The 25,199-nt window shown below is 58.7% G+C and carries 16 protein-coding genes and 6 pseudogenes; 13 read left to right on the forward strand and 9 right to left on the reverse strand.

The annotated features are described in order from the left end of the window. Nucleotides 1-37 precede the first annotated feature (37 nt). Nucleotides 38-3,151: a multidrug efflux RND transporter permease AcrD gene (acrD, locus tag ABOC21_RS01500; protein WP_426811870.1), complete on the reverse strand. Its 3,114-nt coding sequence runs from the start codon at nt 3,149-3,151 to the stop codon at nt 38-40. Between the two features lie 613 nt (nt 3,152-3,764). On the opposite strand from acrD, the pseudogene nudK reads away from it, so the two are divergent. Continuing rightward, nucleotides 3,765-4,362: pseudogene (nudK, locus tag ABOC21_RS01505) on the forward strand (GDP-mannose pyrophosphatase NudK). 66 nt (nt 4,363-4,428) lie between these two features. Beyond that, entirely contained in the window at nt 4,429-5,475 is a 1,047-nt protein-coding gene (locus ABOC21_RS01510; protein ID WP_426811871.1) for a DUF1176 domain-containing protein, read from the forward strand. Here ABOC21_RS01510 and tkt read toward each other — a convergent pair. Next, nucleotides 5,465-7,460 (reverse strand): annotated as a pseudogene (tkt, locus tag ABOC21_RS01515) (transketolase). The gene ABOC21_RS01510 and the pseudogene tkt sit on opposite strands and share 11 nt — an antisense overlap. Nucleotides 7,461-7,749: 289 nt before the next feature. Between tkt and maeB the strand changes: the two are divergent. Continuing rightward, nucleotides 7,750-10,029 carry an NADP-dependent oxaloacetate-decarboxylating malate dehydrogenase gene (gene maeB / locus ABOC21_RS01520; protein WP_426811872.1) on the forward strand — a complete coding sequence of 760 codons (2,280 nt, stop codon included), beginning with the start codon at nt 7,750-7,752 and terminating at the stop codon, nt 10,027-10,029. A gap of 28 nt (nt 10,030-10,057) precedes the next feature. Here the strand turns inward: maeB and hemF are convergent. Both hemF and amiA read right to left on the reverse strand, forming a co-directional pair. Next, a pseudogene (gene hemF, locus ABOC21_RS01525) lies at nt 10,058-10,958 on the reverse strand (oxygen-dependent coproporphyrinogen oxidase). After that, nucleotides 10,955-11,830 (reverse strand): N-acetylmuramoyl-L-alanine amidase AmiA, encoded by an 876-nt coding sequence (gene amiA / locus ABOC21_RS01530; RefSeq protein WP_045856213.1) that lies wholly within the window; start codon nt 11,828-11,830, stop codon nt 10,955-10,957. Before amiA ends, hemF begins: the two are co-directional and overlap by 4 nt. A gap of 211 nt (nt 11,831-12,041) precedes the next feature. Here amiA and ABOC21_RS01535 point away from each other — a divergent pair, with 211 nt between their 5' ends. The 9 genes and pseudogenes from ABOC21_RS01535 to cysM all read left to right on the forward strand — a co-directional run bounded on the left by ABOC21_RS01535 (nt 12,042) and on the right by cysM (nt 19,578). Continuing rightward, a complete protein-coding gene (locus tag ABOC21_RS01535) occupies nt 12,042-12,467 on the forward strand; it encodes a GNAT family acetyltransferase (protein ID WP_123710307.1) in 426 nt (141 codons plus the stop codon). Continuing rightward, nucleotides 12,454-12,888: a DUF2919 domain-containing protein gene (locus ABOC21_RS01540; RefSeq protein ID WP_426811873.1), complete on the forward strand. Its 435-nt coding sequence runs from the start codon at nt 12,454-12,456 to the stop codon at nt 12,886-12,888. The genes ABOC21_RS01535 and ABOC21_RS01540 overlap by 14 nt, the downstream gene beginning before the upstream one ends. A 61-nt stretch (nt 12,889-12,949) precedes the next feature. After that, nucleotides 12,950-13,526 (forward strand): annotated as a pseudogene (locus ABOC21_RS01545) (RpoE-regulated lipoprotein). A gap of 94 nt (nt 13,527-13,620) precedes the next feature. Next, nucleotides 13,621-14,521, forward strand: a pseudogene (locus ABOC21_RS01550) (Dyp-type peroxidase). A gap of 209 nt (nt 14,522-14,730) precedes the next feature. Continuing rightward, nucleotides 14,731-15,747 (forward strand): thiosulfate/sulfate ABC transporter substrate-binding protein CysP, encoded by a 1,017-nt coding sequence (cysP, locus tag ABOC21_RS01555; protein ID WP_426811874.1) that lies wholly within the window; start codon nt 14,731-14,733, stop codon nt 15,745-15,747. Then, on the forward strand, nt 15,747-16,580 hold the full coding sequence (gene cysT, locus ABOC21_RS01560) for a sulfate/thiosulfate ABC transporter permease CysT (protein WP_426811875.1): 834 nt from the start codon (nt 15,747-15,749) through the stop codon (nt 16,578-16,580). The genes cysP and cysT overlap by 1 nt, the downstream gene beginning before the upstream one ends. Continuing rightward, nucleotides 16,580-17,455 (forward strand): sulfate/thiosulfate ABC transporter permease CysW, encoded by an 876-nt coding sequence (gene cysW / locus ABOC21_RS01565; protein WP_426811876.1) that lies wholly within the window; start codon nt 16,580-16,582, stop codon nt 17,453-17,455. The genes cysT and cysW overlap by 1 nt, the downstream gene beginning before the upstream one ends. After that, the gene (cysA, locus tag ABOC21_RS01570; protein WP_426811877.1) at nt 17,445-18,539 is read left to right on the forward strand and encodes a sulfate/thiosulfate ABC transporter ATP-binding protein CysA; all 1,095 of its coding nucleotides are present in this window, start codon (nt 17,445-17,447) and stop codon (nt 18,537-18,539) included. The genes cysW and cysA overlap by 11 nt, the downstream gene beginning before the upstream one ends. A 127-nt stretch (nt 18,540-18,666) precedes the next feature. Next, nucleotides 18,667-19,578 (forward strand): cysteine synthase CysM, encoded by a 912-nt coding sequence (cysM, locus tag ABOC21_RS01575; protein WP_426811878.1) that lies wholly within the window; start codon nt 18,667-18,669, stop codon nt 19,576-19,578. Here the strand turns inward: cysM and ABOC21_RS01580 are convergent. Both ABOC21_RS01580 and ptsJ read right to left on the reverse strand, forming a co-directional pair. Continuing rightward, on the reverse strand, nt 19,575-19,976 hold the full coding sequence (locus ABOC21_RS01580) for a YybH family protein (RefSeq protein ID WP_426811879.1): 402 nt from the start codon (nt 19,974-19,976) through the stop codon (nt 19,575-19,577). The genes cysM and ABOC21_RS01580 overlap by 4 nt on opposite strands. Before the next feature lie 5 nt (nt 19,977-19,981). Beyond that, nucleotides 19,982-21,290, reverse strand: a pseudogene (ptsJ, locus tag ABOC21_RS01585) (transcriptional regulator PtsJ). Between the two features lie 82 nt (nt 21,291-21,372). Between ptsJ and pdxK the strand changes: the two are divergent. Beyond that, nucleotides 21,373-22,242 carry a pyridoxine/pyridoxal/pyridoxamine kinase gene (gene pdxK, locus ABOC21_RS01590; RefSeq protein ID WP_426811880.1) on the forward strand — a complete coding sequence of 290 codons (870 nt, stop codon included), beginning with the start codon at nt 21,373-21,375 and terminating at the stop codon, nt 22,240-22,242. Nucleotides 22,243-22,303: 61 nt separating this feature from the next. Here the strand turns inward: pdxK and crr are convergent, their stop codons facing one another. Genes crr through ptsH form a run of 3 tightly spaced genes read right to left on the reverse strand, consistent with a single transcriptional unit; the run spans nt 22,304 to nt 24,885 of the window. Further along, nucleotides 22,304-22,813, reverse strand: a complete 510-nt coding sequence (crr, locus tag ABOC21_RS01595; protein WP_426811881.1) for a PTS glucose transporter subunit IIA — start codon at nt 22,811-22,813, stop codon at nt 22,304-22,306. Between the two features lie 42 nt (nt 22,814-22,855). Continuing rightward, nucleotides 22,856-24,583 (reverse strand): phosphoenolpyruvate-protein phosphotransferase PtsI, encoded by a 1,728-nt coding sequence (gene ptsI, locus ABOC21_RS01600; protein ID WP_426811882.1) that lies wholly within the window; start codon nt 24,581-24,583, stop codon nt 22,856-22,858. A 44-nt stretch (nt 24,584-24,627) separates the two neighbouring features. Continuing rightward, entirely contained in the window at nt 24,628-24,885 is a 258-nt protein-coding gene (gene ptsH / locus ABOC21_RS01605) for a phosphocarrier protein Hpr (RefSeq protein ID WP_000487600.1), read from the reverse strand. Nucleotides 24,886-25,199 lie beyond the last annotated feature (314 nt).

A 25,199-nucleotide genomic window follows, 5' to 3' on the forward strand; every position in this document is an offset into this window, starting at 1 on the left:
TTCCATCGCGACGATAGCGCCTCGCGATGGCCGTAGGTTATTGCGGCCGCTCTTTTAGCGGGAAGCGGCGACGTACCAGCACAAAGAACAGCGGGACGAAGAAAATAGCGAGAATGGTGGCGGAGATCATGCCGCCCATCACCCCGGTACCGACCGCGTGCTGGCTACCCGAGCCCGCGCCGGTGCTGGTCGCCATCGGCAGCACGCCGAAAATAAAGGCCAGCGAGGTCATCAGAATCGGCCGCAGGCGCTGACGACAGGCCGAAAGCGTCGCAACCAGTAAATCCTCTCCTTTCTCATTGAGCTCATTGGCAAACTCGACGATCAGAATGGCGTTCTTCGCCGACAGGCCGATAACCGTCAGCAGCCCCACCTGGAAGTAAACATCGTTCTCAAGGCCGCGCACCCAGGTTGCCAGCAGGGCGCCGATGACCCCCAGCGGCACCACCAGCATCACGGAGAACGGTACCGACCAGCTCTCATACAGCGCCGCCAGGCACAGGAAGACCACCAGCAGGGAGATCGCATACAGCGCCGGGGCCTGAGCGCCGGATAAGCGCTCCTGATACGACATCGCCGTCCACTCGAGGCCAAAGCCGTTCGGCAGCTTTTGCGCCAGATCTTCCATAATCGTCATCGCCGTACCGGTACTGACTCCCGGCGCGGCTTCGCCGACAATTTCGACCGCCGAGTAGCCGTTATAGCGTTCCAGGCGCGGCGAGCCGGTTTCCCAGCGCGAGCTGGCAAAGGCCGAGAAGGGCACCATCGTGCCGCTGCCGTTGCGTACGTACCACTGATTAATATCGTCCGGCAGCATGCGATATTTTGCCGCCGCCTGGACGTAGACTTTTTTCACCCGGCCGCGGTCCATAAAGTCGTTCACGTAGCTCGAGCCCCAGGCGGTTTGCAGCGTATCGTTGATATCGTCAATCGATATCCCCAGCGCCTGCGCCTTGCGCTGATCGATATCAACCTGCAGCTGCGGGCTATCGTCAAGGCCGTTGTGGCGCACGCGGGTTAGCTGAGGGTCGCTGGCGGCCAGCTCCAGCAGGGAGTCGCGGGCGGCCATCAGCGCGTCGTGGCCGTTGCCGGCGTGGTCCTCAAGCTCCATGTCGAAGCCGGCGGAGCTGCCCAGGCCGCTGATGGCTGGCGGGCTGCTGGCATAGACGCGCGCCTCTTTAATCTTGTTAAAGGCTTTGGTCGCCCGTTCGATAATGGCGAAGGCAGATCCGCTGGTGGGATCCCTCTGGTCCCAGTCCTTCAGGCGCACGAACATTCGCGCCACGTTCTGGCCGTTGCCGCCCGGGCCGGAGCCTATGGTGGCGAACACCGATTCAACGTTGGCCTTCTCGTTTTTGAGGAAGTAGTCTTCGGCCTTCTGCACCACCTTCAGCGTCTGCTGCTGCGTAGAGCCGGCGGGCAGCTGCACCGAGGTGGTGAACATCCCGCGATCTTCCTGTGGCAGGAACGAGGTCGGCAGGCGGATAAACAGAAATACCATCCCGCCCAGCAGCAGGACGTAGATCATTATCCAGCGCAGCGAGCGGTGAAGAATTTTGCCGACCGCCGATTCGTAGCGGCTGGCGTTGCGGTCAAACATGCGGTTAAACCAGCCGAAGAAGCCCGTCTGGCCGTGGAGTTCGCCTTTATGAATCGGTTTGAGCAGGGTGGCGCACAGCGCCGGGGTGAGGATCATCGCCACCAGCACCGACAGCACCATCGCGGAAACGATGGTGATTGAGAACTGGCGGTAGATGGCGCCGGTAGTGCCGCCGAAGAAGGCCATCGGGATGAACACCGCCGACAGCACCATGGCGATGCCCACCAGCGCGCCCTGGATCTGCCCCATCGATTTGCGGGTCGCCTCCCGGGGCGAGAGTCCCTCCTCGCTCATGATACGCTCGACGTTCTCCACCACCACGATGGCGTCATCCACCAACAGGCCGATCGCCAGCACCATGGCAAACATCGTCAGGGTGTTGATGCTGTAGCCGCAGGTATAGAGCACCGCGAAGGTGCCCATCAGAACCACCGGCACGGCGATGGTCGGGATCAGCGTGGCGCGGAAGTTTTGCAGGAACAGGTACATCACCAGGAACACCAGCGCGATCGCTTCAATCAGCGTTTTCACCACGTCGGTAATTGACGCCTTAACGAACGAGGTGGTCTCGTAGGCGATTTTGTACTCCAGACCGTGGGGGAAATATTGCGAAAGCTCGTTCAGGCGGGAGATGACCCGCTCGGCGGTGGCCATTTCGTTGGCGCCGGAGGCGAGCTTAATGCCCAGCCCTGATGCCGCCTGGCGGTTATAGCGGCTGAGGTAATCGTACTTTTCGGCCCCCATCTCAACGCTGGCAACGTCGCCGAGCGTCACTTCTGAGCCATCCTGATTAACGCGCAGCGTAATATCGCGGAACTGATCCGGCGTCTGCAGCAGCGACTGGGCGTTGATGGTGGCGTTAAGCGCCTGCCTGTCAACCGACGGCGTACCGCCTAGCTGGCCGACGGCAATCTGGGCATTCTGCGATTTAATAGCGTCGGTGACGTCTTTCGCCGTCATCTGGTAGCTGTTGAGCTTCGCCGGATCGAGCCAGATTCGCATCGAGTACTGGGAGCCATAGGCATCGATATCGCCGACGCCGTTGACGCGGCTTAAGGGGTCCTGGACGTTACTGGCGACGTAGTCGGCAATATCCTGTTTATCCATGCTGCCGTCGGTGGAGACAAAAGCGAGGGTCAGAATGTTGGTATCACCGGTTTTGCGCACCGTGACGCCCTGATTTTGCACATCCTGCGGCAGTTTACGCATCGCCGACTGCAGCTGGTTTTGCACCTGCTGCACCGCTTCATCGGGGTCGGTTCCGGCGGTAAAGCTCAGGGTGACCGTTGCCTGGCCGGTGGCGCTGCTCTGCGATGACATATACATCAAATTATCGAGGCCGGTCATATTCTGCTCGATAACCTGAGTTACGGTGTTCTCCAGCGTTTGCGCGGAGGCGCCGGGGTAGTTGGCGGTGATCCGCACGTTCGGCGGCGCCAGCTCGGGATATTGCTCGACGGGAAGCGATAAAATCGCCAGCGTTCCGGTCAGGCACAAAAGAATAGCCAGTACCCACGCAAAAATGGGGCGATCGATAAAGAAATTCGCCATCAGAATCAGGACCTCTTTTTGTACATTTTTTGTTATTGCACAGCCTGTGACACTCTAGCGGTAAGCCCACTGGCAATCGTGGAGAAATTAAGGAGATAGTGTAATTTATCGTGTGCCTTTTACGGCGCGGTAAAGACGTATCCTGCCCTTTATCCAGGGTCTGCCCACTGCGCTACCCTTTCGCAATCGCCGCCGGAAGTAAACAGATTTTATCGCTTTTATGCCGGGCTTGATTATCGCCTGAATAAATAAAGCACCATTTTATTTAGCTCAAAAAATTTGATCCCAAAAGGATTCTCGCCAGATAAGCGCGATCCCAGGCAGATGAACATCGTTTCCCTCCCACCTTATCGGGCACTTAATAACCATTCTTACTAAGTGGTTATTGGCCGCGTATTACGGTCATCCAAGGCGAGCAGAAATGTAACGCCATTACGTGTCACCATTGTGAAGGCGCTCCCTGTCCCCGAGCGGCCCGAACGGCGCGATAAGCCAGGCTGACGCGACGGGGCTGTAAATCCTGCAGGGTGGCCTAAAATCGATTCCGCCCGGCTAACGACAAAGCGGACTTCGCAGCGTAGTATGACTGCGTCATTCTCTGCTGCGAGGTCGTATGTCACTCAATATCAACGTCATTAAAGATAAAATCCTCTCGGAAAACTGGTTTGTTTTGCGCAATATGACCTACGAGCTGACGCGCGGCGACGGCAGCGTGGTGCGCCATAAGCGCGAGGTTTACGATCGCGGCAACGGCGCAACGGTTCTGCTCTACAACCGGCGTAAGCAAAGCGTGGTGCTGGTGCGCCAGTTCCGCGTCGCCACCTGGGTGAACGGTAACGAAGATGGAATGCTCATTGAGACCTGCGCCGGGCTGCTGGATAACGACGAGCCGGAAGCCTGTATTCGCAAAGAGGCGATCGAGGAGACCGGCTACGAGGTGGGCGAGGTTCGCAAACTGTTCGAGCTGTATATGTCCCCCGGCGGCGTCACCGAACTTATCCACTTCTTTATCGCCGAATACAGCGATGCTCAGCGTAAAAACGGCGGCGGCGGGGTGGATGATGAAGAGATTGAGGTGCTGGAGCTGCCCTTCAGCCAGGCGCTGGCGATGGTGGCCGGCGGCGAGATCCGCGATGGGAAAGCGGTTATCCTGCTGCAGTATCTCCACGCTTCGGGCCTGATGTCCGGGGATATCTGATAAATCCGATTGAGTAACCCCCCGACGCTGGCGAAGATAGCGGCTGTTTTTCGCGCTATCTTCCGGGGTTGTACCACGCATGCTTTATCGGCTTATCTTGATTCTGCTTTTCGGCCTGTTCCCCGCGTCGCTGGCGTGGGCGGCGCCGGTGCAGCAGACTTTCGACGACTGGCTGGTGACCTGCAACAATCAAAACTTCTGCGTAACCCGTAACGTCGGGCTGCACTATGGCCTGGTGATGACCCTCAGCCGCAGCGCCGGCGCGGCAACCGATGCCAGCCTGCGCATTGAGCTGGGCGGCGTCGGCAATCCGGTCGCGGCGCTGGCGCCGATCGGCCCTCGTCTGCTGCTTGACGGTAAGCCTCTGGCGCTGGTGGATAAGCGCTGGCAGGTTGCCGACAAGCTGCTTAAAACCGACGATAGCGCCGCCATCGACGCTTTTCTCCAGCAGGTGCAGGAAGGGCAGGCGATAAGCCTGGTGGACGGTCTGCAGACCATTTCCTTGCAGGGCCTGAAGGCCGCGCTGCTGTTTATCGACAGCCGCCAGAAGCGGGTCGGCAGCGAAACGGCGTGGATTGGCAAAGGTGAAGAGCCGCCGCTCAGCGTCCCTCCGGCGCCGGCGCTGCGCACGGTAGCGAAAGTCGACGTATCGCAATCGCCGCTGAGCCGCGACGAGCTGAATGACCTGATGGACTACGGCAACGAGCGCATGAGCAACAGCGCATGCTCGCTCGATCCCTCCCTGCGGGAGGTGCGGGTGACCGCGCTGACCGATGAGAAGGTGCTGCTGATGTTCAGCTGCGAAGCGGGAGCTTATAACACCGTATGGCGGGCGTGGCTGGTTTCGCGCCAGCAGCCGTACGCCGCTCGTCCGCTGCGCCTGACGCTGCCTTTCCAGCCGCCCGACGGCGCGGGGCGCGAAATTGAGCTGATGAATGCCAGCATCGACGAGCAGCGCCACGAGCTGGTGACCCTTGAGAAGGGGCGCGCCCCGGGGGATTGCGGCACCCAGACCCGCTGGCGGTATGACGGCCAGCGGTTCAGCCTGGTACGCTTTGCCCGGCAGCCGCAGTGCGATAACTGGCAGAGGCCAGATGCCTGGCCTACGCTGTGGATCACCCGTTAAGCAGCCCTTCGGCGGTGCTCACAATATTTTCGACGGTAAAGCCAAAGAACGGGAACAGTTTTTCCGCCGGCGCCGATTCGCCGTAGCTTCTCATACCGATAATGGCGCCCTTCAGGCCAACGTATTTATACCAGTAGTCGGCAATTCCGGCCTCGACGGCAATACGGGCGCTGACGTCAGACGGCAGCACGGATTCCCGGTATGCCTCATCCTGGGCGTCAAACACATCGCTTGACGGCAGCGAAACCACCCGCACGTTGACCCCTTTCGCCAGCAGCTTTTCCGCCGCCAGGGCGGTGATTTCGATCTCCGAGCCGGTGGCGATCAGGATCAGATCCGGCTTACCGCCGGCATCTTTCAGCACGTAGCCGCCGCGCGCAATATCCTCCACCTGCTGCGGCGTGCGCGCCATCTGCGCCAGGTTCTGGCGCGACAGGATCAGCGCGGTCGGGCCGCTCTGCCGCTCAATGGCCGCGCGCCAGGCGACCGCGGTTTCCACCTGATCGCAGGGGCGCCAGGTGCTGAAGTTTGGCGTCAGCCGCAGGCTGGCCAGCTGCTCAACCGCCTGGTGCGTTGGGCCATCTTCCCCCAGACCAATGGAATCATGGGTGTAAACCATGATCTGCCTGGCCTTCATCAGCGCGGCCATGCGCGCCGCGTTGCGCGCGTACTCCACGAACATCAGGAAGGTCGAGGTGTAGGGGATGAACCCGCCGTGCAGGGCAATGCCGTTGGCGACGGCGGTCATACCAAACTCGCGCACGCCGTAGTGGATATAGTTGCCGGCGGGATCGTCTTTAATTGAGGTCGAGCCCGACCAGATGGTCAGGTTGCTGGGCGCCAGATCCGCCGATCCGCCGAGCAGACTCCGGTAGCGCCGGCCCGTAGGCGTTAAGCGCATTCTGTGAGGCCTTGCGGCTGGCGATTTTTTCCGGGCTGGCCTGCAGCTTCGCGATGTAGCCGCGAACGATCTCGCTCCAGCTTTCAGGCAGATCGCCGTTCATCCGGCGCGTAAATTCGTCCGCCAGCTCGGGGTACTCCTGCCGATAGGCGGCGAATTTGTCGTTCCACGCGTGCTCGGCTTTTTCACCGCGCGGCCGGGCGTCCCACTTGTCATAAATCTCTTTGGGGATCTCGAACGGGGGATATTTCCAGCCCAGCTTCTCGCGGGCTAAGGCTACCTCTTTTTCCCCGAGCGCCGCGCCGTGCGACTCCTCCGATCCGGCTTTATTGGGCGAGCCGAAGCCGATGATGGTGCGGCAGATAATCAGCGACGGCTTATCTTTGACGCTTTGCGCTTCGCGAATCGCCTGCTCAACCGCCTGCGGGTCGTGGCCGTCGATATCGCCGATCACGTGCCAGCGATAGGCCCGGAAGCGTTCGGCGGTATCATCAGTAAACCAGCCCTCAACGTGGCCGTCGATCGAAATGCCGTTATGGTCATAGAACCCGATAAGCTTACCCAGCCCCAGGGTTCCCGCTAGCGAGCTGGCCTCGTGGGAAATCCCCTCCATCAGGCAGCCATCGCCCATAAACACCCAGGTATGGTGATCGACTATTTCATGTCCCGGGCGGTTGAACTGCGCCGCCAGCGTCCGTTCCGCAATCGCCATCCCGACCGCGTTCGCCAGGCCCTGACCTAGCGGGCCGGTAGTGGTCTCTACGCCTGGGGTATAGCCATGCTCCGGGTGGCCGGGGGTTTTAGAGTGCAGCTGGCGGAAGTTTTTGAGCTCCTCCATCGGCAGGTCGTAGCCGGTTAGATGCAGCAGGCTATAGAGCAGCATTGAGGCGTGACCGTTGGATAGCACAAAGCGGTCGCGATCGTACCAGTGCGGGTTCTCCGGATTGTGCCGGAGGAAGTCATTCCACAGGACTTCGGCGATATCCGCCATGCCCATCGGGGCGCCGGGATGGCCGGAATTGGCTTTCTGTACGGCGTCCATGCTGAGGGCGCGAATCGCGTTGGCAAGTTCTCTTCGGGACATAATCTACTCCTGAAACAATATGTTGCATGAGTTTTTGATGATCAATAGCAGCGGGAATTTATAGGGTGAATAACTAAAAAGCATAGCAGACGGGGCTATCATTGCCTGCGAAACCAGGTTACAAAAATGTTATAAATCGATAACAAATATACCTTTGTGATGGCGAGAGTTTGGCGGCGTTCAAAGTTTGAAAAACCGGCAGGCGAGATACTATGTCCCACCTTGGGTGGACATCAGGATAGACATTACCCGTCACCCCCTACGATCGATACGTGAAAGGAACAATAAAATGGATGAGCAGTTGAAACAAAGCGCCCTCGACTTCCATGAATTTCCCGTCCCTGGAAAAATTCAGGTTGTGCCGACTAAACCCCTCGCGACGCAGCGCGACCTTGCTCTGGCCTACTCGCCGGGCGTAGCAGCGCCTTGCCTGGAGATCGAAAAAGACCCGCTGGCCGCCTATAAATACACCGCGCGCGGCAACCTGGTTGCGGTCGTCTCTAACGGTACTGCGGTGCTCGGCCTTGGCCATATTGGCGCGCTCGCCGGTAAGCCGGTGATGGAAGGTAAGGGCGTTTTATTTAAGAAGTTCGCCGGCATTGACGTGTTTGATATTGAAGTTGACGAGCTGGACCCGGATAAGTTTATCAACGTGGTGGCTGCGCTGGAGCCAACCTTTGGCGGTATCAACCTGGAAGATATCAAGGCGCCCGAGTGTTTCTACATCGAGCGGAAGCTGCGTGAGCGCATGAATATCCCGGTATTCCATGACGATCAGCACGGTACGGCCATTATCAGCACCGCCGCCATTCTCAACGGCCTGCGGGTGGTCGAGAAAAACCTCTCCGACGTGCGGATGGTGGTTTCCGGGGCGGGCGCCGCGGCTATCGCCTGTATGAACCTGCTGGTGGTGCTGGGAATGCAGAAGCACAATATCGTGGTCTGCGATTCCAAAGGCGTGATCTATAAAGGCCGTGAGCCAAATATGGCGGAGACCAAAGCGGCCTACGCGGTGGACGACGACGGTAAGCGTACCCTCGATGAGGTGATCGACGGGGCGGATATTTTCCTCGGCTGCTCCGGCCCGAAAGTGCTGACCGCGGAGATGGTGCAAAAGATGGCCCGCGCGCCGCTGATCCTCGCGCTGGCTAACCCGGAACCGGAAATTCTGCCGCCGCTGGCGAAGCAGGTCCGCGAAGACGCGATTATCTGCACCGGCCGTTCTGACTATCCGAACCAGGTTAACAACGTGCTGTGCTTCCCGTTTATCTTCCGCGGCGCGCTGGACGTCGGCGCCACGGCGATTAACGAAGAGATGAAGCTGGCGGCGGTGCACGCGATTGCTGAACTGGCGCACGCCGAGCAGAGCGAAGTGGTGGCTTCCGCCTACGGCGATCAGGATCTGAGCTTCGGCCCGGAATATATCATCCCGAAACCGTTCGATCCGCGGCTGATCGTTAAGATCGCGCCGGCGGTGGCGAAGGCGGCGATGGACTCCGGCGTGGCGACGCGCCCGATTGCCGACTTTGACGCCTACATCGAGAAACTCAGCGAGTTCGTGTACAAAACCAACCTGTTTATGAAGCCGATTTTCTCCCAGGCGCGCAAAGAGCCGAAGCGCGTGGTGCTGGCCGAAGGGGAAGAAACGCGCGTTCTGCACGCTACCCAGGAACTGGTCTCTCTGGGGCTGGCGAAGCCGGTTCTGGTGGGGCGCCCGAGCGTTATCGAGATGCGTATTCAGAAGCTGGGCCTGCAGATTAAAGCCGGCGTTGATTTTGAGATCGTCAATAACGAATCCGATCCGCGCTTCAAAGAGTACTGGAACGAATATTACCAGCTGATGAAACGCAGCGGCATCACCCAGGAGCAGGCGCAGCGGGCGGTCATCAGCAATACCACGGTGATTGGCGCGATCATGGTCCATCGCGGCGAGGCGGATGCGATGATCTGCGGCACCATCGGTGATTACCATGAGCACTACGCCGTGATTCAGCCGCTGTTTGGCTATCGCGACGGCGTGAACACGGCGGGGGCGATGAACGCGCTGCTGCTGCCGAGCGGCAACACCTTCATTGCCGATACGTACGTTAACCACGATCCGACGCCGGAGCAGCTGGCCGAGATCGCCCTGATGGCGGCGGAGAGCGTGCGCCGCTTCGGCATCGAGCCGCGCGTCGCGCTGCTGTCGCACTCCAACTTCGGCTCCGCCAACTGCCCGTCGGCGAGCAAAATGCGTAAAACGCTGGAGCTGGTGAAGGCGAGCGCGCCGGATCTGATGATCGATGGCGAAATGCACGGCGATGCCGCGCTGGTGGAGAGTATTCGCCACGATCGGATGCCGGACAGCCCGCTGAAAGGGGCGGCCAACATTCTGGTGATGCCGAATATGGAAGCCGCGCGCATTAGCTACAACCTGCTGCGGGTTTCGAGCTCCGAAGGGGTAACCGTTGGGCCGGTGCTGATGGGGGTGGCAAAGCCGGTGCATATTCTGACGCCGATTGCCTCCGTTCGCCGCATCGTCAATATGGTGGCGCTGGCGGTTGTGGAAGCGCAAACTCAGCCGCTGTGATCGACAAAGCCCCGTTCGGGGCTTTGTTTTATATCCACTCTTTGACTTTGATGAACTCACTCAGGGCAGCCTCCGGGCTGCCTTCCTGCGGCTGGTAGTCATACTCCCAGCGCACCAGCGGCGGCATCGACATCAGAATCGACTCCGTGCGCCCGCCGGTCTGCAGGCCAAACAGCGTCCCGCGATCCCACACCAGGTTGAACTCCACGTAGCGCCCGCGGCGATAGAGCTGAAACTGACGCTCCCGCTCGCCGTACGGCATCGCCTTACGCCGCTCAACGATCGGCAGATAGGCGTCGGTGTAGCCGTTGCCGACGGCCTGCATAAAGCTGAAGCAGTGGTCGAAGTCCGGGGTATTTAAATCATCGAAGAACAGGCCGCCAATGCCGCGCTGTTCGTTGCGGTGCCTGAGGAAGAAGTAGTCATCGCACCACTTTTTATAGCGCGGGTAGACCGCTTCGCCAAACGGCTGGCACAGGTCGCGCGCGGTGCGGTGCCAGTGGCGGGCGTCCTCTTCGAAACCGTAGCAGGGGGTCAGATCGAAACCGCCGCCAAACCACCATACCGGATCCGCGCCGGGCTTTTCGGCGATAAAAAAGCGCACGTTGGCATGGCTGATCGGCACATAGGGGCTGCGCGGATGAACCACCAGCGACACGCCCAGCGCTTCAAAGCTGCGGCCGGCCAGCTCCGGGCGATGAGCCGTCGCCGAAGCCGGCATGGCGTCGCCGTGAACGTGAGAAAAGTTGACCCCGGCCTGCTCAAAGATTGCGCCTTCCCGCAGCACCCGGCTCCGCCCGCCGCCGCCGCCTTCGCGCTGCCAGTTATCTTCGCGAAACGGCTGGTCGTCGAGGGCGCTAAGCTGCCGGCAGATAGCGTCCTGCAGACTGGAGGAGGTAGCGTTTAACCTGTTGCACGTCGGGCTTCATTTACGTCTCTTTGAGTGGGCTTTTTGGTTATCGAACCAGTGGAAGTAGCTGATGATGCCGGAGGCAATGGCGCTGGCGATTTTCTGCCGAAACGCGGTGGTGCCTAACAGCTTTTCCTCGCCCGGGTTGGTAATAAATGAGGTCTCGACCAGCACCGACGGAATCGACGGCGACTTCAGCACGACGAAGGCCGCCTGTTCGGTGTTGCGGCTGTGCAGCTTATGCACCGGCTTAATATTTTTCAGGATATGCGAGCCCAGCGTGAGGCTATTTTTGATGGTGTCCGTCTGGACCAGATCGAACAGCACCTGCTGTAACAGATGGTCCTTCGCCGTCGTCTTTTTCCCTGCAACCTCATCGGCGCGGTTTTCGCGGTCGGAGAGGTATTTCGCCATCGCGCTACTGGCGCCGCGGTTGGAGAGGGCAAAAACGGACGCCCCGGCGGCGCTGGGGTTAGTGAAGCCGTCGGCGTGAATAGACATAAACAGATCCGCGCCGTGCTGATGGGCGATTTCCACGCGGTCGTACAGCGGAATAAAGGTATCGCTGGTGCGCGTCAGGCGCGCGTCGATACCGTTATTGCGCAGAATGCCGCGCACGGTTTTGGCAATCGCCAGCACGACGTGTTTCTCTTTGGAGCCGTTGTGGCCGATAGCGCCGGTATCAATGCCGCCGTGTCCCGGGTCGAGCATGACGACGCGCTTCGCGCCCGCTTTTTTGGCGGCTGGTTTACTGTGCCCGTTGGACGTCGTCAACGGCTGTTCTTTTGCGCTGGCCTGCGAGGCAATCCCGCTAAGGGTGACGGCAGCCAGCCCGGCTTTCAGCACCTGGCGGCGCGAAGCAAGTATTTTTAGAGGTTTAAAAGTGCTCATTCGGCCTGAATTACAAACAAGTGGTACCCAATGTTATATCGTATCGTGTTTTTCGTTACGACCTTTCGTAATAAGAATTGTTTTACTTTTCATTTCAATACGTGACAAGGTCGTATTATGTCATTTTTTGAGGTTAATTTCGCCTGATATTGGCTATCGGGCGTAATCACGCCATAATCACTTTTTTTATGTCTAAAAGATGGGGAATACCATGGAGATACGCGTTTTTCGCCAGCAGGATTTTGAAGAGGTGATAACTCTCTGGGAGCGCTGCGAGCTTCTGCGCCCGTGGAATGACCCGGAAATGGACATCGAACGTAAGGTTAATCACGATGTCAGCCTGTTTCTGGTTGCCGAGGTTAACGGCGAAGTCGTCGGCACGGTGATGGGCGGCTACGACGGCCATCGCGGTTCGGCCTACTATCTCGGCGTTCATCCGGAGTACCGCGGCCGCGGAATCGCCAACGCGCTGCTGAGCCGGCTGGAAAAAAAACTTACCGCCCGCGGCTGTCCGAAAATTAATATCATGATCCGCGAAGACAACGAGGTCGTACAGGGCATGTATGAACGGCTTGGTTACGAATATGCGGATGTGCTCAGCCTGGGTAAGCGTTTGATTGAAGATGAAGAATACTGAGCTAATCCCCGCTGATTTTGATGCGCACGGCCGGCTAAGGCTGCCGTTCCTCTTCTGGTGCGTCCTGCTGCTACAGGCGCGGACCTGGGTGCTGTTTATTATGGCCGGGGCCTCGCGGCAGCAGGGCGATGCTCTGCTGAATCTGTTCTACCCCGATCATGACAACTTCTGGCTTGGGCTGCTGCCCGGTATACCGGCGGTGCTGGCGTTTATCGTCAGCGGCCAGCGGCAGCGCTTTCCCCGCTTCTGGCCGCTAATCCGCTGGCTGCTGGTGATTTCTCAGGCGCTGCTGCTTATCTGGCAGCCGCTGCTGTGGCTGGGCGGCGAGTCGCCTTCGCCGCTGACCATCGGCCTGCTGGCGGCGGATATTTATGCGCTGTGGTGGCTGCTGAGGGCCTGTTTCCAGGAAGAGCAGGTTTAACGGCACTTTTTGCCGATCCCGCACTCCAACAGGCGTCGAATTAACAGGAAAGGACGATCTCATGAAATCGCTACGTTTACTTCTTTGCGCGCTACCGCTGGCGTTAACCGGCTGCTCCACGATGAGCCTCGGTCAACTGGTCCGGGGCCCTGCCGTGGAACTGGTTTGGCTCCTCAATGGAGGTGACCGAGCAGGGAGTGGGTAAGCTGACGGCCGCCACGCCGCTAAATGAACAGGCCATCAGCGACGCCCTCGGCGGCGGCTACCGCCTGCGCAGCGGTATGAAAAGCGCCAACGGCAATATCGTGCGCTACTTTGAGGCGCTGAAGGACGACAAGGTGGCAATGACGATTAACGGCGAGAACGGCACCATCAGCCGCATCGACGTGCGCGACGGCGAGATTAAAACCGAGAGCGGCGTGCAGGTAGGCACTCCGTTCAGCGAGCTGTACAGCAAAGCGTTCGGCAACTGTCAGAAGGCCAGCAGCGACAACGGCGCGGTGGTCGAATGTCAGGCGCAGGGAAGCCAGCATATCAGCTACGCCTTTACCGGCCACTGGAGCGGCCCGCAAGAGCTGATGCCCTCGGACGATACGCTGAAAAACTGGAAAATCGCGAAAATCACCTGGCGCCGCTAATTTGATCTGAAGAGACACGGCGGTGGCAAAAAACGCGTACAATAGCCGCGTTTAAGCACCACACCGTTGTGGTCGTTTCATTTCAGGAGGAGCGATGTCTCAGGTTCAGAGCGGCATTTTGCCGGAACATTGCCGTGCGGCGATTTGGATTGAAGCCAATGTTAAAGGGGACGTTAACGCCCTGCGTGAAGCCAGCAAAAACTTTATCGATAAATTAGCCACCTTTCAGGCGAAATTCCCGGACGCGCAGGCTGGGGGCGACCATTGCCTTCGGCAATAACGTCTGGCGTGAGCTGAGCGGCGGCGTAGGCGCCGAAGAGTTAAAAGATTTCCCGGTTTACGGAAAAGGCCTGGCGCCGTCGACTCAGTACGATCTGCTGATTCATATCCTGTCCGCTCGCCATGAGGTCAATTTCTCCGTCGCCCAGGCGGCGATGGCGGCATTTGGCGGCAGCGTTGAGGTCAAAGAGGAAGTGCACGGCTTCCGCTGGATCGAAGAGCGCGACCTGAGCGGCTTTGTCGACGGGACCGAAAACCCGGCCGGCGAAGAGACGCGCCGCGAGGTGGCGATTATTAAAGAGGGCGTCGACGCCGGCGGGAGCTACGTCTTCGTCCAGCGCTGGGAGCACAATCTCAAGCAGCTTAACCGCATGAGCGTTCCGGATCAGGAGATGATGTTTGGCCGTACCAAAGAGGCCAATGAAGAGATTGACGGCGACGACCGCCCGGAGACCTCGCATCTCAGCCGCGTTGACCTGAAAGAGGACGGCAAGGGACTGAAAATTCTGCGCCAGAGCCTGCCGTACGGTACCGCCAGCGGCACTCATGGCCTCTATTTCTGCGCCTACTGCGCCCGTATCCATAACATTGAACAGCAGCTGCTGAGCATGTTTGGCGATACCGATGGCAAGCGCGACGCCATGCTGCGCTTTACCAAACCGGTGACCGGCGGCTACTACTTCGCGCCGTCCGTGGAGCGTATTCTGGCGCTGTAGCGCCTCTTTCGCCATAGCCCTCTCCCCGCAGGGGAGGGCGGCTATCGGCTTCTGCCTCTCCTCTACTTTGCCGCCAGCGGCGGTTTTCAAACTCCTTATTCTCTTTTCTACTTCCAAATCGCCAAACGGTATATAAAACCGTTACTCCTTTGGTACGCGTTATAAATATTATGGCCATATGAAAGTCATCAATCTTATAAGGGTGCGCAATGGCCGTTAAATCACTGAACAAAGGATATCTGGCGCTGGCGGCTTCTGTGCTGCTGGTTGCGCAGGCTCAGGCAACTGAATTGCTGAACAGCTCCTACGACGTTTCTCGCGAGCTGTTTGCCGCCCTTAACCCGCCGTTTGAACAGCAGTGGGCCAAAGATAACGGCGGCGATAAGCTGACGATTAAGCAGTCCCACGCCGGCTCGTCAAAGCAGGCGCTGGCGATCCTGCAGGGCTTAAAAGCCGACGTGGTGACCTATAACCAGGTAACCGACGTGCAGATCCTGCATGACAAAGGCAACCTGATCCCGGCCGACTGGCAAAGCCGCCTGCCGAACAACAGCTCGCCGTTCTACTCCACGATGGGTTTTCTGGTGCGTAAAGGGAACCCGAAAAATATCCATGACTGGAACGATCTCGTCCGTTCCGATGTGAAGCTTATCTTCCCGAACCCGAAAACGTCGGGCAACGCGCGCTACACCTATTTAGCCGCATGGGGCGCAGCGGATAAAGCCGACGGCGGCGACAAGGCCAAAACCGAGCAGTTCATGACCCAGTTCCTGAAAAATGTCGAAGTGTTCGATACCGGCGGCCGCGGGGCGACCACCACCTTCGCGGAGCGCGGGCTGGGCGATGTGCTGATTAGCTTCGAATCGGAAGTGAACAATATCCGCAAGCAGTATGAAGCGCAGGGTTTTGAGGTCGTGGTGCCGAAAACCAACATTCTTGCCGAATTCCCGGTGGCGTGGGTGGATAAAAACGTCAAGGCCAACGGCACGGAGAAGGCGGCAAAAGCCTATCTGAACTGGCTCTACAGCCCGCAGGCGCAGACGATTGTCACCGACTACTACTACCGGGTGAACAACCCGCAGGTGATGGAAAAGCTGAAGGATAAATTCCCGCAGACCGAACTGTTCCGCGTCGAGGACAAGTTCGGCTCCTGGCCGGAAGTTATGAAAACCCACTTTGCCAGCGGCGGCGAGCTGGACAAACTGTTGGCGGCGGGGCGTAAGTAATGTTTGCTGCCGCCTCTAAGCGCGTGCTGCCGGGCTTTACCCTGAGTCTCGGCACCAGCCTGCTGTTTGTCTGTTTAATTCTGCTGCTTCCTCTCAGCGCGCTGGTGATGCAGCTGGCGCAGATGAGCTGGGGACAGTACTGGGACGTTGTTACCAACCCGCAGGTGGTTGCCGCGTATAAGGTGACGCTGCTGTCGGCCTTTGTGGCCTCGGTGTTTAACGGCGTGTTTGGCCTGCTGATGGCGTGGATCCTGACGCGCTATCGTTTTCCCGGCCGCACGCTGCTCGATGCGCTGATCGATCTGCCCTTTGCGCTACCGACGGCGGTAGCCGGCCTGACCCTGGCGTCGCTGTTTTCGGTTAACGGCTTCTACGGCGAGTGGCTGGCGCAGTTTGATATCAAGGTTACCTATACCTGGCTGGGTATCGCGGTGGCGATGGCTTTTACCAGCATTCCGTTCGTGGTGCGTACCGTCCAGCCGGTGCTGGAAGAACTGGGTCCTGAATACGAAGAGGCCGCGGAAACGCTGGGCGCCACGCGTCTGCAGAGCTTTCGTAAAGTGGTGCTTCCGGAGCTTTCTCCGGCGCTGCTGGCCGGCGTGGCCCTGTCGTTTACCCGCAGCCTGGGCGAGTTCGGGGCGGTTATCTTTATCGCCGGGAATATCGCGTGGAAAACCGAAGTTACCTCGCTGATGATTTTTGTGCGTCTGCAGGAGTTTGACTACCCGGCGGCGAGCGCAATTGCCTCAGTAATCCTGGCCGCCTCGCTGCTGCTGCTGTTTTCCATCAACACCCTACAAAGTCGCTTTGGTCGACGCGTGGTAGGTCACTAATGGCGGAAGTTACTCAATTGAAGCGTTATGACGCGCCCCGCATCAACTGGGGGAAATGGTTTCTGATTGGTGCCGGGGTGCTGGTTTCGGCCTTCATTCTTATCGTGCCGATGGTCTACATCTTCGTTCAGGCCTTTAGTAAAGGGCTGATGCCGGTCCTGCAAAATCTCGCCGACCCGGATATGCTGCACGCCATCTGGCTGACGGTGATGATTGCGCTGATTACGGTGCCGGTGAACCTGGTCTTCGGTACGCTGCTGGCGTGGCTGGTGACGCGTTTTACCTTCCCCGGCCGCCAGCTGCTGCTGACGCTGCTGGATATCCCTTTTGCCGTCTCGCCGGTGGTGGCGGGGCTGGTCTATCTGCTGTTTTACGGCTCCAACGGCCCGCTCGGCGGCTGGCTGGATGCGCATAATCTGCAAATTATGTTTGCCTGGCCGGGCATGGTGCTGGCGACTATCTTCGTCACCTGTCCGTTTGTGGTACGCGAGCTGGTGCCGGTGATGATGAGCCAGGGCAGCAATGAAGATGAGGCGGCGATTCTGCTCGGCGCGTCGGGCTGGCAGATGTTCCGCCGGGTGACGCTGCCCAATATTCGCTGGGCGCTGGTGTACGGCGTGGTGCTGACCAACGCGCGCGCCATCGGCGAATTCGGCGCGGTGTCGGTGGTCTCCGGGTCAATTCGCGGCGAGACGTTGTCGCTGCCGCTGCAAATTGAGCTGCTGGAGCAGGATTACAATACCGTGGGTTCATTTACCGCCGCAGCCCTGCTGACGTTAATGGCTATTTTGACCCTGTTTTTGAAGAGTTTGGCGCAATGGCGTTTGGCCAATCAGGAAAAACGCGCGCAGCTGGAGGGAAATCATGAGCATTGAGATTGCCAATATTAAGAAATCTTTTGGTCGCACCCAGGTGCTGAATGATATCTCGCTGGATATCCCTTCCGGACAGATGGTGGCGCTGCTGGGGCCGTCAGGCTCCGGGAAAACCACGCTGCTGCGCATTATCGCCGGCCTGGAGAATCAGTCCAGCGGCCATATTCGCTTTCACGGCACCGACGTGAGCCGCGTGCACGCCCGCGATCGCAAAGTGGGCTTTGTGTTCCAGCACTACGCGCTGTTCCGTCATATGACGGTGTTCGACAATATCGCTTTTGGTCTGACGGTGCTGCCGCGCCGCGAGCGGCCAGACGCTGCCGGGATCAAGGCTAAGGTGACGAAGCTGCTGGAAATGGTGCAGCTGGCGCATCTTGCCGATCGCTATCCGGCGCAGCTCTCCGGCGGTCAGAAACAGCGCGTGGCCCTTGCGCGCGCGCTGGCCGTTGAGCCGCAGATTCTGCTGCTTGATGAGCCCTTCGGCGCGCTGGATGCCCAGGTGCGTAAAGAACTCCGCCGCTGGCTGCGCCAGCTGCATGAAGAGCTGAAGTTTACCAGCGTGTTCGTGACCCACGACCAGGAAGAGGCGATGGAAGTCGCCGATCGCGTGGTGGTGATGAGCCAGGGCAGCATTGAGCAAGCCGACGCCCCGGAACGGGTATGGCGCGAACCTTCTACCCGCTTCGTGCTGGAGTTTATGGGCGAAGTTAACCGCCTGAAGGGCACCATCCGCGGCGGCCAGTTCCACGTTGGCGCCCACCGTTGGCCGCTGGGCTATACCCCGGCGTACCAGGGGCCGGTCGATCTGTTCCTGCGCCCGTGGGAGGTCGATATCAGCCGCCGCACCAGCCTCGATTCGCCGCTGCCGGTACAGGTGCTGGAAGCCAGCCCGAAAGGGCACTACACCCAATTAGTCGTGCAGCCGCTGGGGTGGTATGACGAACCGCTGACCGTGGTCCTGCCCGGCAATGATGCGCCGTATCGCGGCGAACGCCTGTTTGTCGGTTTGCAAAACGCGCGCCTGTATAACGGCAATGAGCGCATCGAGCCGCGCGAGGAGCTTGCTCTGGCAGAATCTGCCTGATAGCTTAAGCCTCAGTTTATCGTCGTTCAGGCGACGGCAGGGATTAGGTAGCCCGGATGCACCGCCATCCGGGGACGTTTGCAGGCCGGGTAAACTCACCTCCCGGCCTTTTTATTGGGTAAAAACCGTGAATACATTAGAACAAACCATCGGCAATACTCCTCTGGTTAAATTGCAGCGCCTGGGGCCGGCCAACGGCAGCGAAATCTGGGTCAAGCTGGAAGGCAATAATCCGGCGGGCTCCGTTAAGGACCGCGCCGCGCTTTCGATGATCGTCGAGGCGGAAAAACGCGGCGAAATCGCGCCCGGCGACGTGCTGATTGAAGCGACCAGCGGCAATACCGGCATCGCGCTGGCGATGATTGCGGCGCTGAAAGGCTATCAGATGAAGCTGCTGATGCCCGACAATATGAGCCAGGAGCGCCGCGCCGCCATGCGCGCCTACGGCGCCGAGCTGATTTTGGTCACCAAAGAGCAGGGGATGGAGGGCGCGCGCGACCTCGCCGCGGAGATGGCGCAGCGCGACGAAGGCAAGCTGCTGGATCAGTTCAATAATCCCGATAACCCCTACGCGCATTACACCACGACCGGGCCGGAAATTTGGCAGCAGACCGAGGGACGCATTACCCATTTCGTCTCCAGTATGGGCACCACCGGCACCATTACCGGCGTCTCACGCTTCCTGCGTGAACAGGATAAAGCGGTGAGCATTGTCGGCCTGCAGCCGGAGGTAGGGAGCAGCATCCCGGGCATTCGCCGCTGGCCGGCGGAGTATATGCCGGGCATTTTTAACGCCTCGCTGGTGGACGCGGTGCTGGATATCCATCAGCAGGATGCGGAAAACACCATGCGGATGCTGGCGGTTCGGGAAGGCATTTTTTGCGGCGTAAGTTCGGGCGGGGCGGTCGCCGGCGCGCTGCGCATTGCCCGGGAAAATCCCGGCGCGGTGGTGGTGGCGATCGTCTGCGATCGCGGGGATCGCTACCTCTCCACCGGCGTGTTTGGCGAAGAGCACTTCGCCCAGGGGGCGGGCATCTAAGCCGGCGGCAGCTCCAGCAGGTCGGTACCGTAGGAGTTATCTACGGTACAGCGCCAGCGCTGGTTCTGCAGCCGGAAAACATAGGTCGCGCGCCGCGTGACCTGCGTTGAGCCGCCTTCCGCGGTGGGGATATCCAGCCGGGTTTCCATTATCACCAGCGCATTCCCCGCGCCTTCGACGATCTCCATTTTTCCCTGGGTGACCACCAGTCGATGTTGAAAATAGTCGGCAATGGCGACAAAAGCCTTGCGGATATTCTCTTTTCCCCTCACTACCATTCCCGGCTTAACCACCAGCGCGGCGTCTTCCGCGTAGTGGGTCATTAAGGTGGCGTAATCTTCCTCTGAGATAGCCCGGTCACAGGCTTCGATGACCGCTTTTAGCTGCGGATTTGACATGATATTTACTCCGTTTTTTGTGGGGAGAGCGCGTGATGGAGATCCTCGGCCAGCCGGTCAATCTCATCGGGAGCGAGGGCGGCGAGCGAGAGCCGTAATCCATACGACGGCGTGCTAATGCCAAAGGGCTCTCCTTCGCGCACCAGCCAACCCGCGCGGGCCAGGCGCAGCGCCAGCGGCTGGCTCGGCGCCGACAGCGGAAGCCAAAAGTTCAGGCCATCGCCGGCTCCAGGGTTATCGATACCGCGGCGGGTAAGGGCGCTGGCCAGCCTTTCGTTACGCAGGCGATAGGCGCGGCGGGTTGCCGCCAGAGAGGCGGTAAACAGACTATCATTCAGGCAGGCCAGCACTAAATCCTGTAGCAGATGGCTGACCCACTGGCTACCCGAGTTGAGACGCAGCCTCAGCGCCGCTGAGGTTGTGGGATCGCTGGCGACAACCGCCAGGCGTAAATCGGGCCCCAGCGTTTTCGACATCGAGCGGATCAGCGCCCAGCGCTGGGTTTGCGCGGGCAGAGGGGATCGCCACGGCGCGGATGAGAGCAGCGCGAAATGGTCGTCGAGAATCACCAGTACCTGCGGATAACGGGCCACTATTTCGCGGATCGCTGCGGCCCGCGCTTCGCTCAGGCTGCAGCCGGTGGGATTATGCGCGCGCGGCGTAATAATCACCGCCCTGGCGCCCTGACGTAAGGCCTCCTCCAGCGCGGCGGGCTGCATGCCTTCGCCATCAACCGGTACCGGGCAGGCGTTAAAGCCGGCATCGCGCAGCATATTGATGCTGGTAAGAAAGCAGGGATCTTCCACCACCACCCGATCGCCGGGCAGCAGCAGCGCGCACAGGAGCCGCTCCAGGGCGTCAATCGCGCCGCTGGTGAGATTGATTTCACTCTGCGCTCCCACGTCTTGCTGCATCCAGTCCTGGGCCCAGCGGGCCAGACTCGGGTCGACGGCGGCGCTGCCGTACAGGCGGGGAGCAGGGCTGAGGGTCGCGAGGTAGCGGTTGAGGTCGGGGAGACGCCGTGGGTCGGGGTTGCCGCCGGAAATATCGTTCAGCGCGGAGCCCTGGGCGCTGCCTTCCAGCGCTATTGGCCCGCCGGGGGATCTGATGGCCGTACCCTTGCGCCCCTGGCTCAGGGCCAAGCCGGAGGTCACCAGGCGCTTATAGGCGGCGGCAACGGTGTTGCGGTTAACGGCGAGTCTGGCAGCCAGGCTCGCGAACCGGAGGCAGCAGGTCACCGGGCTGTAGCATTCCGCTCTGCACCAGATGACGGATGTTATCAAAGATATCATTGGCGGTTTTTCCGGCGAACATTATTGACCTATGACAAAATGAATTTTAGCATAAGACGAATGATAAGCAGGGGATAACCCGCTGTCCAGCGGGAGGAGACAGGATGGGCCAGCAAGACGAAATACAATCGGTGCTCTTCAATGACAAAAGCCGGGCGCTGCAGGTCGATATCGTTGCCGTGCAGTCGCAGGTCGTTTATGGCAGCGTGGGCAATAGCATCGCGGTGCCGGCGATCGAGCAGCACGGCCTGCGGGTTATGGCGGTGCCGACGGTACTGTTCAGCAATACGCCGCACTACGATACCTACTACGGCGGAGTGATCCCTGAAGAGTGGTTTGTTGGCTATTTGCGCGCGCTGGAAGAGCGCGATGCGTTACGCGAGCTGCGGGCGGTTACCGCGGGCTATATGGGGAGCGCGGTGCAGATTGAGCGGCTGGCGCAGTGGCTGCAGCGAATTCGCGAAAGTCATCCTGAGCTGTGTATTCTGGTCGATCCGGTGATCGGCGACGTTGATAGCGGCATTTACGTTAAGGCCGAAATTCCGCAGGCCTACCGTCGCCACCTGCTGCCGCTGGCCCAGGGGATCACGCCGAACCTCTTTGAGCTGGAAACGCTCAGCGGGATGTCCTGCCGCAGCCAGCAGGAGGCGGTGAACGCCGCGCGCAGCCTGCTGTCCGACACGCTGAAATGGGTGGTTATCACCAGCGCGCCGGGGCTCGATAGCAGCACCATCAACGTGCTGGTGGTGACGGCAGAGTCGGTGGAGGTGGTTATCCATCCGCGGGTAGAAACGGATCTGAAGGGGACGGGAGACCTTTTCTGCGCCGAGCTGATCAGCGGTTTAGTCTGCGGACTGGCGTTAGGTGAAGCGGCGCGGGCCGCGGCGCAGCGGGTGTTGGCGGTAATGACCTGGACCGCGGAGCGCGGTAGCGATGAGTTGATTTTGCCCCGCCGGGAAGAGGGTAAGCGCTGAGTTCGGCGATACGGAGATAAAAAAAATGGCGCCAGGAGGCGCCATTTTTCTGCGGCAAGAATTACTTCTTGATGCGGATAACCGGGGTTTCGCCCACGGTCACGCTACCGGACAGTTTGATCAGCTCTTTGATCTCGTCCATGTTGGAGATAACAACCGGAGTCAGGGTAGACTTGGCTTTCTCTTCCAGCAGCGGCAGGTCGAATTCGATAACCGGATCGCCGATTTTCACGCGCTGGCCTTCTTCGGCAATACGCTTGAAGCCTTCGCCTTTCAGCTCAACGGTATCAATACCGAAGTGAACGAACGACTCAATGCCGCTATCGGATTCAATAGAGAACGCATGGTTGGTTTCAAAGATTTTACCGATGGTACCGTCTACCGGCGCAACCATTTTGTTGCCGGTCGGTTTGATGGCGATGCCATCACCCACAATTTTTTCTGCAAAAACCACATCCGGCACGTCTTCGATGTTGACGATCTCGCCAGAGAGCGGAGCAATAATCTCAATAGTTCCGGTGTCTTTTTTGTCATCAGAAACCAGAGATTTCAATTTATCGAACAAACCCATGATCTTCTCCTAAGCAGTAATTTGGGCCGCGCATCTTATGGATTAGCAGATTGTTTTTTCTTCAATGAACTTGTTAACCAGCGTCATTAACTCGTCCGTTGTCGGTTGAGCAAGAGCCTGCTCTGCTAATACTTTCGCATCTTCGAAGTTCGTGTTACGAATAATCTTCTTGATACGCGGGATGGAAATGGCGCTCATAGAGAATTCGTCCAGCCCCATACCCAGCAACAGAAGTGTAGCACGTTCATCGCCCGCAAGCTCACCGCACATGCCGGTCCATTTACCTTCGGCGTGAGAAGCATCGATAACCTGCTTAATCAGCGTCAGGACGGATGGCGACATTGGCTGGTAAAGATGTGAAATCATATCATTACCACGGTCAACTGCCAGAGTATACTGCGTTAAATCATTGGTTCCGATGCTAAAGAAATCAACTTCCTTCGCTAAGTGACGCGCAATCGTGGCGGCGGCCGGCGTTTCAACCATCACGCCAACTTCGATTGTTTCGTCAAATGCTTTACCTTCATCGCGCAGTTCCTGCTTGTAGATTTCAATCTCTTTCTTCAGTGCACGCACTTCTTCAACGGAGATGATCATCGGGAACATGATGCGCAGTTTACCGAAAGCAGAGGCACGCAGGATGGCGCGAACCTGGTCACGCAGGATCTCTTTACGATCCATCGCGATACGCACGGCACGCCAGCCGAGGAACGGGTTCTCTTCTTTCGGGAAGTTCATGTACGGCGACTCTTTATCGCCGCCGATATCCATGGTGCGAACGATAACGGCCTGAGAGCCGCACGCTTCGGCTACCGCTTTGTAGGCCGCAAACTGTTCTTCTTCAGTCGGCAGCGCGTCGCGGTCCATGAACAGGAATTCGGTACGGTACAGGCCTACGCCTTCCGCGCCATTACGCTCGGCGCCGTCGATATCGCGAACGGTACCGATGTTGGCGCACACTTCAATCTGATGGCCGTCGAGCGTAATCGCCGGCAGATCTTTCAGCTTCGCCAGCTCGGCTTTCTCTTCGGCGACCTGGGCCTGCAGAGCGCGCAGCTCTTCAATTTGTTCGTTGCTCGGGTTAACCAGCACCTGGTTGTTGACCGCGTCAAGAACCAGATAATCGCCGTTTTTCACCTGCGTGGTGACGCTACCGGTGCCGACAATTGCCGGCAGCTCAAGAGAGCGCGCCATGATGGAGGTGTGGGAAGTACGGCCGCCCGCGTCGGTGATAAAGCCCAGCACCTTGTTGAGGTTCAGCTGTGCAGTTTCTGACGGGGTGAGATCGGCGGCAACCAGAATGACTTCATCCTGAATTGCGCTCAGATCGATGATTGCCAGGCCGAGGATGTTGCGCAGCAGGCGCTTACCAATATCGCGTACGTCAGCCGCACGCTCTTTCAGGTATTCGTCATCCAGCTCTTCAAGAGCGGTAGCCTGGCCTTCGATAATTTCATTTGCTGCCGCGTCGGCAGTCATGTTCTTATCTTTAATCAGGGCTATGATTTCCTGCTCAAGCTCCTCATCTTCCAGCAGCATGATGTGCCCTTCGAAGATGGCTTCTTTTTCTTCACCGAAAGTTTCACCAGCTTTGGTTTTGATGACCTCCAGCTGGGCGGAGGCCTTGGCGCGGCCGCTCAGAAAACGTTCAATTTCCTGGTCAACCTTATCGGCAGAAATTTTCTTCCGGTCGATGACAATTTCGTCTTCTTTCAGCAGGAGAGCCTTACCGAAAGCGATACCCGGGGATGCTAAAATGCCTGAAATCATAACCCTACCTTACTTGTGACTGATATTAAAAAGAACCCGTGAACTTACTCGAGTTCAGCCATCAGTTTTACCAGATGCTCAACTGCTTTCTGCTCATCTTCGCCTTCAGCGGAGATGGTGACGACGGTACCCTGAGTCAGGCCCAGAGTTTGCAGTTTGAACAGGCTTTTGGCGCTGGCGCTTTTGCCGTTGGAGGTTACAGTGATCTCAGAAGTGAAGCCTTTTGCTTCTTTAACAAACTGAGCAGCAGGGCGGGTGTGCAGACCGTTCGGAGCGGTAATGGTAACTTCTTGCTGGAACATTATATTTCCCCAACTTATAGGTTTAGTGTTGTGGACCTAAAGTCTAGCCTAACGGCCAGGCTTTAGCCTGTATTGTTAGCGCCGGCGTTACGTGTCTGGCTAAGGTGTCGGCAGCGGTTTAGCGCTGTGAGGACCATCTGGCCGTTGACGTCTGGCACGTCATTAAACATTATGCCGCGAAAGGAAGACTTGAACCAAATCATAAAATCGATTCAGCTTATGGAAATCCAATTCTGAATAATTTCGCGCATCAAAATAAATGTGCTGGTTAAATACCAGACCCTACGCGGTGAATCAATGCCAGGAGGGGTAAA

It is taken from the genome of Klebsiella sp. WOUb02 (genome assembly GCF_050058015.1).
In the GTDB taxonomy this organism is placed as follows: Bacteria; Pseudomonadota; Gammaproteobacteria; order Enterobacterales; family Enterobacteriaceae; genus Klebsiella.